The sequence below is a fragment of the Escherichia sp. MR genome (genome assembly GCF_005280595.1).
GTDB classification, from domain to species: Bacteria; Pseudomonadota; Gammaproteobacteria; order Enterobacterales; family Enterobacteriaceae; genus Escherichia; species Escherichia ruysiae.
The window spans coordinates 1-10,612 of sequence record NZ_SZVK01000079.1 but is presented as its reverse complement, the minus strand read 5'-3'; the positions used below and the strand labels follow the sequence as shown (position 1 = coordinate 10,612).

The following is a 10,612-nucleotide window of genomic DNA, read 5'->3' as shown; positions in this document are numbered from 1 at the left end:
CCAGCGCGAGGGCTTTTTCCAGATTCGCCACCGCATTAGCACGATCGCCATTCTGAGAATATGCCTGGCCCAGCGCCACAAATATGGCACCAGAGTCAGGATTATCAATATTAAGTATTTTCAACTGACGAATCGCTTCGTTGCGACGGGAGGCAATTTGCGTCATTGCCCCCCAGTATTCCAGCGCCATTTCGATATCTGGCGGTGCCCCGTTAAATAGCTTGTCGTAACTGTCGATAGCCTCTTTATGTCGCCCGGAGATAGCTTGTAAGCGTGCCATTTGCAGTGCCTGACGCCCCTCAGGCGAAGAAAGTCGCATGGCCGTGCGCGATGCTTTATATATTTTTGAATCAGGAGCGAACAGGGAAAGTCTGGCAAGTTGTTTTTGCGCACCTTCAATATCCCCCTTACGCAGCAGATAGCGAAAACGCGCCGCAACGACATCTGGATTATCAGGTTCCGCCAATTCAAGACGATAAAGCGACTGTTCGACCAGATCTTCACGATGAATGTCTTCGCCTAACCGAATCTGCGCCATTAACAGCTTGTGTGCAGTTGGAGTGGCTTTCGCCATCGACATTACCGCCAAACCAAGGGATATTGTGAGTAAATTTAGGGTGAATTTGTACATGCCTGCCTCAATCAGGTGTTAACTCACTTTTTATTAAAAACAGAACGGGCGCAGCTCCCTGCCTGTATAAAGTCAGGACAGAATGGAGCCGCAAAATAGAAATGATGATGAATTACTGTTGATGAGGGTTCAGACGACGGCGACTAATGGTACGTAACAGACGCCATACTACCCACGCCAATAGCACCACACTGAGAGTTGCCAGGACTGCCAGTAGAATGGGATGTCTGGCTAACACATATTGCACTCGTTCAATCCAGGGGAGATGCCCAACGTAATAAGTATCTCCAACCTGTAAACTATTGACGCCAGATTCGCGAATAACCGCGACTGAACCAAAAATATTGCCGCGTTTTGTACTATTAATTAACGCATTGTTGAGTAGCGTATCGCCGCGTGATCCCTCGGACATTAAAGCAATTACGCTACGTTGGGCATGATATGGGGACTGAAAACCAACTATCGCCGCCATTGGCAATGGGGAATTTATAGTTGTTTGTATTTCAGGTTTTTGATCGTTTTTATCTGCCATAATTTTTGCGTAATCAGTGTTCCGCATTGGGCTTTTTACCCAACTCGTTGTTGCCTCAATGAGCAGATTAATTTGCTGTTTATCTGCAAATTCTTGCGGAAGTGTTCCTATAAGCAGAATATCTGAATCCTTACCCTGGACAGAACCTATATCATCAGTAATTGTCAGATTAATTGCCGGAAATCCAGTTTGAGCACCAATCAGTCCAAGGGTATTTAATAATGTTTCAACTTGCGTTGTACCAGGATTTTCAGGCATAACCACAACCGTTTCTGATAGATCGGCCATGCGGCTAAATGGAAAGCCTGAGCTGGCAAAAGCGCGTAAATCTGGCATTGCGATAAAGTGATGGTACTTTGAAAAATCGATAGTGGAATCATCTGCAATAACCGCATGATTTTTTAGAGGCCTGGAAATAATACAGCTATCAGCATCAGAACGCGGCATTGTATTAATGTACTCAAAATTAAATCGCAATTGATTAAGCGCCCCCAACGTCAGCGCAGGAATGGTAATTCCATTATTACCATCCAACAATTCTTGCAATAACGGTAAACGTAACAACAATCTATCGGTAGCAGATTGCGGACTTAGCCGGAAAGATTCAAGGTACTGGTTATTAAGGCTGACATCCATGCGTGAACCACCTATCGTTGGCGTGGTATAGCGATAGTTAATCTTCATATCAACCCCACGATTACGCAATAGAAAAAGATCAGGTGGCAAATTAAATGAAACATTAATTGCCGCAGACTCCAGGCCACTTGCCTGTAACTGCCCTTCATAATTTTTAAGCTCTGCGAAAGTTACAGGACGGTCAGTACGTACCCAGTTTGGCGCATCATAAGGTTTACGCGGCAGTAACGGCGTCACTTCATTTACGATCACACTATCGCCGCGAAAAAGTATATTTCCCTGTGCAAGGCCTTTTGCCGCCTGTAATAAATCTTTGTCATCGCGGCCCAAAAGTACCAGCAATTTGATAAAAGGATTTTGTGGATGACTGATCATTTTAATAACAGGCGCATTCACCAACGGATGCTCGCGCAGAAAGTCCGGGCGTCTATTGTTAGTGGCAAAGACCACTGCATTACTTTCCGGTAACTGGTTATAGAAAACCGGAAATCGGTGACCACGCCAGCCAGATTGCGCACCAAACCACGAAGCGACAATAGCTGATGCCTGCTGCAAACCAGTCTCAGGAGTACCTGCAAAAACCATCGGCAATGTATTAGTGCGGTTATCTCGCGGGTCAAAAAACGGTACAGGAAAATATGAAAGATCATTTTTCAGATTAAGTCTCTGAAATACCAGTTCAAGTTCACTGGTACGTCCAATATCAAGCCACAAATTGCTGCTGGTCGGGTTTTCACAGGCGCTCTGGTAGTGACTAATTAATTCGAGGCGCAAGCGATTAAAATCAGAAAAATACAATGGGTTAAGAGTTATTTCCGCCAGCGTTTTCTTCCCCAGTTGTTCTTTGGTAATCGGCAATACCCCCATCAACTCGTCATTAAGATAGACCTTAAGCTGTGACTGGACAGGGATCAGCGACGGTGATGGAGTGTATTCAAGTTTTAGTTTTGCTTCTGATACTATTTCATCGCTACGCATACCAAACTCAATTTGCCCCTGTGGGTTAACGCCATTCAGGACTATGTTTCCTGGAGCTGGTGCGATTTGTGTAAATGGGAGTTTAAAATGGCGAGACGACTCTTTCGCATAAGCAGAGATATTTGTCTTCTGGATAGATGGTAATACTTCTCCAGAGGAAGACTTACTGATTACTGTATCTGTAGCCGATGCTGTATTTGCCTGGTAAAAACATAATAACCCCAAGCCAATTATCGCAGCACTTAATCTCAAAAATTTTCTTTCCATTTTAAAAAATTCAACAACCATAATAAACACAAACAATATATTTAATTAGCAGTCAGAAATTAGAACTAACTTTTGGAACTGCTTTTCAGCGTCCGCAGAATATAAAAAACCATATTGCAATAACCTTTCAGAGAGATGAAACATATTTCAAAAAAACTCTTTAGAATATTGTCCCGTCTAATTTTATTATTCCACTCTTGCCATAATGAATCACGAGAAAACGTTGCTCTTACATAATTAACACTTTGTTCATAACTCATTGGCATAATCTTCAGACCAATTTTATTATTGTAAGCATGAACTATTTCTACCGGAATATCACATTTCCCGTTGCTATCATCCAGATAAAGAGACAATTGCTGTGCTTTAAGCATATCTTTTACGTCGGAGATATTATCAAGGATTACACCTAATCCTCCTTCGGAAAAATCAAGAACAGAACAAGGATAGCGCCGTCCATCATCCAGTTGTATAACGCCCTTGAAAGAAACATCAATACGGGGAGAAAAACGCACCTGCTTTTGTTCAATAGAAACAGCCAAAGTTGCGCCAATAATAATTGCATTATAAAACAACCAGATTAAACAAAACAAATTCAAGATGGCAATATGCCCTTGCAAACTATAAACATTAATAACACCTATTATCAGCCCGATTACATTTAAAATAGCAAAAATAAGATAGGGATAGGAAATTCGCCAGTCAACAAACTTATTTTTTATCAGTCCCCCTTTGGCCGTAACGTTAAAACGACCTTTTGCTGGCGCAAGTAAAGCTACAAGCGTTGGTAGCGTAATATACCAGGCCAGAACCATTTCATAAATCTCATTCCAGAATGAATGTCTGTATTTACCTTGTACTCTTGAATTAGTTAAAATAATAACCAATAGATAAGGTAAAACATAAGACATAATATCTGCAACTGATGCATCGATCAGATTGACCGAAAAGAAAATAGGACATAACGGTGCGAACAAGAAAATCAGGCGTGGCACACCTGATAAAAAATGCATCATGCTGCTGAGATAGCAAAGGCGCTGTGATAATGTCAGCCCCTTGCCCAATAATGGATTGTCAATACGCAAGATTTGAATCATGCCTCGAGCCCACCGAATCCGTTGTCCAATATGAGCAGACAATGTTTCGGTGGCTAGCCCGGCAGCCAGAGGATAGCGAAGATACGCAGAGCTATAACCTGCACGATGCAAGCGTAACGACGTATGCGCATCTTCTGTTACTGTTTCGACTGCAATGCCTCCAACCTCATCCAGAGCAGATCTACGGATGATTGCACATGAACCACAAAAAAATGAAGCATTCCATGTATCCGTACCATTCTGGATTAATCCATAAAAAAGGTGTCCTTCATTTGGCTTTTGCCGGAACTGTCCCAAATTTCGCTCAAAAGGATCGGGGGAAAAAAAATGATGTGGTGTTTGCAACATAGATAATTTTTTATCGGCGATAAACCAGCCCATCGTTTTCTTTAAAAAAGAAACCGAGGGTATATGATCGCAATCGAAAATAGCAACAAATTCGCCATTAGCTATTTTAAGCGCATTATTTATATTTCCGGCCTTAGCATGTTCATGTGTTTCTCTTGCGACATAGTAAATTCCTGACTCGTTCGCGAATTTCCTGAACTCGTCCCTGGCGCCATCATCAAGGAGCCAGATATTTAATTTATCCGTTGGCCAGTCTAAGGCCAACGCACCATAAACTGTATTCTTCACGACTGTAAAGGGTTCGTTATATGTGGGGATTAATATATCAACAACGGGCCATTCTTCTTTATTCTCTGGTAAGGGTATACTTTCTCGGTTCAGCGGGAAGCAAACCTGAAAGTAACCAAGTAATAAAACAAACCATGCATACGTCTCAGCAACTAATAGCGTGACTGAAAATAAACAGTCTGGAAATTCATCCAGGATTACTGAAGAAGAGTAACGCCACCATAGATATCGGGATGATATGAGTATTCCAACACCCATTAGAATCAGAGTAATCATCCTTCCTTTGAGAAAATTAAGGAAGATAGCAGCGATACAAATAATAATTGAAAATAATGTTTGTTGATAAAATCCAAGGGGCTGTTCAACAATTGATAAAAAAACAAAACATAGCAGTATAGCAACAACCAAAAGGATTTTGTTTAATATTACTTTATTTTTTATGAGCATTGCACTTAACGATTCATTAATAATATAACTTGAACTGTGTGATTTTTGTAAACATCGATGACCAATGCCATGCAAATTAAAATATCAACACCACGTTATCTGTGCTCGGCCATTTTGCTTACTTTTATATAACCGTTCATCTGCCAGCAATTTCAACCGTTCAATGTTATTCATGCACTCATCTGTGCTGGCAACACCTATACTGCAACTACAATTTAACCCACCAATGGCGAAATGAACAACTCTGTGCAAAATTCTTGATAGCTTATTTTTATCTTTCTCATAATAAATAATAGCAAACTCATCACCGCCAAACCGGTATATTTCCCCTTCACGACGGGGTAACTCTTCTTTAATGATATTAACAAGTTTGATGAGTACTTCATCACCAAATAAATGACCAAACTTATCATTAATGGTTTTAAATTTATCCACATCAAATAGACACAGGTAGCCAAAACTTTTTCTCAGCATCTTGATTTCTTTATCAAAACTCCGGCGACCAGAAGCCCTGGTTAATGCATCACAAGTGCCAAAGTCATATATCTCTCGAATTGCATTAATCTCTTCCGTATTAAAGAATAGATTTTCTCCACGTAAATCATATTGATGATTCGACAATATAGATTCTTTTTCCAATCTACCCTTATTTATAATATCACGCAATAATTTAACATAATAAACATACATTATGACTGCAGATATTGCCGATGCAAAAACGAAAAACGCACATATATATAGATATTTACTTTTTTTATAGGCAACAATAAACATCATTTCTGGAAGATAAGAATACGACAGAGTGATAGCTGACATCTCAAATACTGCATCATTTATCAAAAAATCATCACCTGCGATTTTCTTTTCATTATCATTAATATCATAAAATGATACATAGATATCTTCTCGTTCCCCTGATTGATTTCTTATCAAAGATAAATAACGTTCAGGATCTACCACTGATATCAAACTTGTACGTTTTGCAATGGGATGAGCATAATAAACATAGCACTTATTTTTTAAGCTAATAATGCCTCTTTCAAATTCATTAATTACCCGAATAGAGGAAACTATGTCGTCACAAAAATTATCCCCTTTCGTTGTGACTTTGATACATTTACCATCGCTAATCATATAAGGACCGAGATCATACAAATATCCAGGGTTTTCATAGCCAGCAAAGCTATTGCGTATTTTTTTTAACAACTCTTCTGGCGAAACCTCAAGTTCATAAAATATATTATTAGATACTGAGCGGCGATACTCAGAAACATTAGCTATTGCAAGCCCACTATCTACAATAGATACCTTCACCGAATTAATGCGGCCTTTAACATAAATGGTGTATAAATAACAAGTTACTACAGCGACGCACAAAAAATACAAAAAACAGATCACTGCCGCCTTTTTTTATATTTGAACATTGCTTTATTTTCTTTTTTTCGGTTTGCTGTCTATATGCCATTCTGAAAACGGTAACGGTTTCTGGTATAAGTATCCCTGAACATGAGAGAATCCTAATTTTTGCAACTCTCTAGCCTGACTTTCAGTTTCAACACCTTCAGCTATTACCGGCATATTTTCTTCACGAGCAAGACTGGATATAAAATATACAACCTTGTTAGTTTCATCGAAAATACCAGAGGTAAACTCTGAATCAATTTTAATGCTATCAGGTCTTACTTTATAAAGTTTTTTCAGGTCAGCTAATCCACTTCCGAAATCATCAAGGGAAATCTTGATACCATTTTCTTTTAAAATATTTATATTATTGTAAAAGCTATCATTTATATCTTTTACTGCTGATTCGGTGATCTCCAGGCAGATTTGTTCAGCATTTACACCAAATGCATTAATTAAAGTAAGAACACGAGTGTGGAAGTCAAATTCATTTAATTGCCAGGGAGAAACATTGATATGCAGGAGAAAATCGTTAGCAACCTCATATTCACAACTAAACACCCCAAATTCGCTAATAGCTGTTTCGAGAACAAAATCACCCAGTTCTTTAATTAATCCTATTTCTTCAGCAACAGGTACAAAAATTGATGGCGGTATTACCCCATTTTCGCAGGACAACCAGCGACATAACGCCTCCGCGCCTACAACCCTATTATTATCCATATCAACAATCGGTTGATATACTAAATAAAGCTCATTACTCGCAATCGCTTTTTTTATATTTCCTGCCACCCAGACCTTTTGATCAAGCTCATGGACTTTGATGTCATCATAAAAAATAAATTCAGATTCTTTATTTTCCCGCATAGCTGTTAATGCCAGTTTCAGTTTCCTTTCATAAATCGATACATTTTCCCCTGAAAAATTTTCGCAAATGGCAATCTTGTGGATATATATATTTCTTATGCAAAATATATGTTCAGGAAAGTTTAAAACCGATAATTTTTCGATGAACTCTTCGCAATCAGTGTAACATAGCAACAAGTATGTTTCAGTTGAGATTTTTACGATATCACAATATTTTGAATATTTTTGTGATATCTTAGATTTTATATCATTAAAAATCTCATGAAATTTCTGACTTCCATATACCGCTTCAACAAACTCTAATCCATAGATGCAAAGCATACCAATTGCCAAATAGGTTTTATTATTAGCTTCAATAATAGCCTTATTAATATAAAAGCAACTTCCTTGTTCATAGGACACAAGATTAAGTAATCGGTCCATACGCTCCTTGTATTTATCGCTGATATTATTAATGATTTTTTTGAGTTCAACAATCTCACCACTGTCATTTTGCACAATATCAATTGTGTCGTTGCGGTATACTGAATTAGCTAATTTTTTCAGATGTTCTATCAGTTTGCTGGATTCACCTTTGATTTTTCTTGTTATTTTTTCAACGATATACCATAATAAACAGAAACAAACCAAGCCACATAAAAACATCAGTGTAAAATATTTATTGATGTTTGTATCTTCTGATTTTTGATAGTGGAAATAATGGAATCTGACATCAGGAAGCCTGGGGAGTGAGATAACATTGTCTGTATAGTTGCCACTATTATTGCTTATGTTATAACTTCCCGATAAATCACGGACAATAAGATGTAACATTGATTTTTCATTACCCACCATAATCCTTTTGTTTTGTTCCATGAATAAAATATCAGAATCACCACCCAGTTTATTTAAAAAATTACTGAAATATTTTTCATCAAGATCCAGATGTATTAACTTCAAAGCAAATGAATTTTTTTCTTCTTCGGATGGTCGTAGTGAAAACGAAAAACATTTTTTTCCGGCAATACCATAACAATTATACCATGGTGACCATTTTGAATAAGTCCCCCTCGGTAATTTATTCCATGGGCGTGATTCCGGATTAAAGTAGTTATCGCTGATATCACCATCGTCACCAATAAAAGGTTTACCGGGTTCTGATTGCCCCAGAAATTTTACCTCCCCATTCTCAGTTCGAATAAAGCTAAGATATTTTCCATTATTGAGCACTATCCCTACTAAATTAACCGCGTCTATTTTTTTCATGCGATGAAGGACTGCTCGCTTTATTTCATCTTCATCATGTAACAGATAGATTGCATCTTTTAATGCATCAGCCTCTTTTTCAACTTTAGAAAAAAAATCATTCAAATTGTTATTGATGAGTATAAGGTTAATCTGTGCAGAGTTTTCTGCTATTTTTTTATGGAAATCAATTGCGGTAATAAATGACAAGACAATATAGACAGTAACAGCTAATATAACCGCAGTGTTAAATCTTGAGTTTAATTTTTCGGTAATGCTATACATACTGGCATTCTGACTAAAATGTTATTAATAGCTTCATATCATATCGTATAACGTTCTGTATATTAGACGATGTTGCCCTCCTCTTTATGATTTTATTAATTTCACTATTCCATATAAAAATATATCATGATGAGAAGATTACTTTTTTCTTAATTTCCACAAGTGATTATCATTCATTCTATTTTAACCAAGGTAATATTGTTATATGTAACACTCATTTTGTATCTTTCACCCACGCTACCGCCTTTCGTTAATTTTTCAACGAAATAATTTAGCCATGAAAAAATTAACTTATAACAACACAGCTACTACATCCTGCTGAGTCGTGGCTTCTACTCTATAACTATCCAAAAGTGTTATTAGTATCTATTGTGAGTAATCCTTTCTGTTTATTTATCTTTTTTGAGACATGTGTAATACGGCTCTCTGAGCCAAAAATATATTAATTAATAACCTTAAGGTAAGGTTCAGTCAGATAGTGGGCATCAAAATTTCACTGCCAGTGACTGTAATTTGTCCATCACCCTAACAGATAAATATTTTCAGGAATACGCGTTTGATAAAACAATAGATGCAACATCAGAGCACTATTTTATTTATAAAAAAAAGACTGTGAACTACACCAGGTATGAGCGGATTCTGTCGGGAGATGATTTTTGTCAGATTAAAACACTATAAAATTTCATTTTGTCAGAATATTACACCGATAAATCAATATACCATCTGCATATCCAAACAATAACCGCAATCATTCTCAGCAAATTTAACCATAATTAGCAACGTGCGAATTCATTGATGCAGATCAAAAAATACGAGTTTACATTACCAATCTTTGTTGAAAATTTAGCCGTAAAAATCATGTTATTACTATGCGCAAGAGTTTACTCCAGAGCCCAAAATAATAACTTGCAAAATAACCAATAATTAAAACTATCACCATATCTAAAAATAATGATCTCCGATAACTAAAATTCGTATTATCACGGTAGAGTTGATTTTCTTTCATCTCTTAAGAAAAACTTAACTTTTGCCTTATCAGGCCTGATCTAATTTTAGTCTATTTGATATCACAGCCCCGGCGAACCGGGGCATGATGACTATTTTGTATTCGCTTTACGTGCAAGCAGCGGGAATATCAGCCCCAGCCCAACGAGGACAAATGGCGTAGTAATGTTCAGTGCCAATTGGAATGTCCACTCTGCAGTGAAGGCTTCCATTTTAGGGAAAATTCCTGTCAGGCAGGCAAAAGCGGTAAAGGCCAAACACCATATCCCGACGGTCATTGCCATCGGCTTATTACGAATAAAGACATACTCTGGTTTATATTTCTGCGCCAGGCGAACAACAGCAATAAACGCAACAAATACCCACAAATAACGCAGCGGCATCACTACCGAGTTAAGATTCAACAGCCATTTATAGAGATTGTTCATATCACCGATGCCGAGAGTCGGTAGCATAATCAGGATCGCCACCAGCACCAGAGTCAGAAAATAACCATTAACCGGCGTACCAGAAGCGTTGGTACGACATAAAGGTAATGACTCCAACTTATTGATAGTGTTTTATGTTCAGATAATGCCCGATGACTTTGTCATGCAGCTCCACCGA

General features: G+C 37.8%; 5 protein-coding genes and 2 pseudogenes. All 7 read right to left on the bottom strand.

Going from position 1 to position 10,612, the window contains the following annotated elements:
- Positions 1 to 631: pseudogene (locus tag FC814_RS21225) on the bottom strand (cellulose biosynthesis protein BcsC); the annotation flags it as partial.
- Between the two features lie 112 nt (positions 632 to 743).
- Positions 744 to 3,065 carry a cellulose biosynthesis cyclic di-GMP-binding regulatory protein BcsB gene (bcsB, locus tag FC814_RS21220; protein WP_137326428.1) on the bottom strand — a complete coding sequence of 774 codons (2,322 nt, stop codon included), beginning with the start codon at positions 3,063 to 3,065 and terminating at the stop codon, positions 744 to 746.
- 44 nt (positions 3,066 to 3,109) lie between these two features.
- Positions 3,110 to 5,224: a UDP-forming cellulose synthase catalytic subunit gene (gene bcsA, locus FC814_RS21215; protein ID WP_137326427.1), complete on the bottom strand. Its 2,115-nt coding sequence runs from the start codon at positions 5,222 to 5,224 to the stop codon at positions 3,110 to 3,112.
- An 84-nt stretch (positions 5,225 to 5,308) separates the two neighbouring features.
- On the bottom strand, positions 5,309 to 6,622 hold the full coding sequence (locus FC814_RS21210) for a GGDEF domain-containing protein (RefSeq protein ID WP_000562843.1): 1,314 nt from the start codon (positions 6,620 to 6,622) through the stop codon (positions 5,309 to 5,311).
- A 30-nt stretch (positions 6,623 to 6,652) separates the two neighbouring features.
- Entirely contained in the window at positions 6,653 to 9,001 is a 2,349-nt protein-coding gene (locus FC814_RS21205; protein ID WP_137326426.1) for an EAL domain-containing protein, read from the bottom strand.
- A 1,097-nt stretch (positions 9,002 to 10,098) separates the two neighbouring features.
- Positions 10,099 to 10,536 (bottom strand): annotated as a pseudogene (locus tag FC814_RS21200) (amino acid permease); the annotation flags it as partial.
- 16 nt (positions 10,537 to 10,552) lie between these two features.
- Positions 10,553 to 10,612: IS1 family transposase (locus tag FC814_RS23705; protein WP_071528444.1), on the bottom strand; the 60-nt coding region annotated here is incomplete at its 5' end.